Source organism: Desulfovibrio sp. 1188_IL3213, from assembly GCF_036763145.1.
Classification (GTDB): Bacteria; Desulfobacterota; Desulfovibrionia; order Desulfovibrionales; family Desulfovibrionaceae; genus Desulfovibrio.
Map to the genome: position 1 here is coordinate 1 of NZ_JBAIYR010000593.1, position 1,146 is coordinate 1,146.

Sequence of the window (1,146 nt, forward strand, 5' to 3'; positions counted from 1 at the left end):
ATACACTTTTCTCCCAGATGCTATCTCTGATTCCCAGACATGTTTTTCAAAAGCTCGAACACCGGCACAAAGTAGGGCGGGCCTCACGCAAATTCGGCTTCAAGGAGCAGTTCACCGCCATGGCCTTCATACAGCTTGCCGCAAGGCGCTCCATGCGCGATGGGTTGCGTTGCCTGGCCGCAGCCGGGAACCGCTTGTACCACTGGGGCCTGAAAAACGTGGCCCGCTCAACGTTCGCTGATGCGAACAACTCCCGGCCCGTGGGCTTTTTTCATGACCTGTTCGCCGAAATGTACGGCTTGTGCGCGACAAAAACTCCGAAGCACAAATTTCGCTTCAAATCCAAGCTGTTCAGCTTGGACGCTACCACCATCAAGCTTTGCCTTTCGCTCTTCCCATGGGCTTCGTTCCGCCAAGCCAAAGGCGGCGTCAAAATGCACACCCTGCTGGACCATGACGGGCATATCCCGGCTTTCGTAACCGTCACCGACGCCAAAACACATGAAAGTCGTATGGCTCAATCCCTGGAACTGCCCAAAGCCTCCATAGTGGTTTTTGACAAGGCGTACATCAGCTACCCCTGGTTTCGAGCCCTTGAGGAAAAAGCCATCTTTTTCGTGACCCGCCTCAAACGCAACGCCGTTTATAAGCTTTTGGAGCGCCGCCCGGTGCGCCGGGGGACCGGTGTCACTTCCGATCACATCATTGAGGTCGTCAGTCGGGGAAAAGGCCTGCGGCTGCGGCGTATTGGCTACCGCGACCAGAAAACCGGAAAACATTACGAGTTTTTAACCAATAACTTCCGGCTCTCGCCAAAAACCATTGCCGACATCTATAAAGACCGCTGGCAAATCGAGCTTTTCTTCAAGGAAATCAAACAAAATCTGCGCATAAAGACCTTTGTCGGCAACTCGGAAAACGCGGTACTGATTCAAGTCTACACGGCCCTGACGGTGTACCTGCTGCTGGCGTACCAAAAATTCCTCAGCCGCATCGGGATGTCCGTGCAGCAACTTTTCCAACTCATCCAGCTCAACCTGCTCGGTTCGGCGTCTCTGGAAGAACTCCTGAATCCACGACGGCGAAGAAAAGATAATCTTCAACATCTCAGCCTATTAGAATTGGGTGCTTAGCCGGACAGCAATG

General features: G+C 53.3%; 1 protein-coding gene. It reads left to right on the top strand.

Annotation, left to right across the window (positions count from 1 at the left end; genetic code table 11):
• Nucleotides 1-1,133 (top strand): IS4 family transposase (locus tag V6C16_RS13860; RefSeq protein WP_333536785.1); only part of this gene is annotated, 1,133 nt, incomplete at its 5' end.
• Nucleotides 1,134-1,146: the final 13 nt, after the last annotated feature.